The following is a 237-nucleotide window of genomic DNA, read 5'->3' as shown; positions in this document are numbered from 1 at the left end:
TAAAAACTGCGCAACATAGTGCCAACAAGTTAAAACTAATAAATAACGCAATTACGCGAAATTATAGAATTCAATCTTAGAATTACTAACACAAAAATATGAGGAATCTATGTCAGAGGTTGTCAATAATGCGATCTCTGAAGTAGAAGAGAAAAGCTATAAAGAGCTACACCGCCCTGCTTCTGAATTTGAGAGCCGCTCAGATTACCTAGACCACGAACTTCAAATCATGAAGCC

General features: G+C 36.7%; 1 protein-coding gene. It reads left to right on the top strand.

Features of this window, described 5'->3' with window-relative positions; translation table 11 throughout:
* Positions 1-109 precede the first annotated feature (109 nt).
* On the top strand, positions 110-237 hold a 128-nt coding region (locus AC6UD8_RS07075), incomplete at its 3' end, for a DUF3360 family protein (protein ID WP_500723606.1).

Source organism: Fructilactobacillus sp. X1R3C1, assembly GCF_059901545.1.
This window is presented reverse-complemented; position numbering and strand designations above follow the sequence as displayed.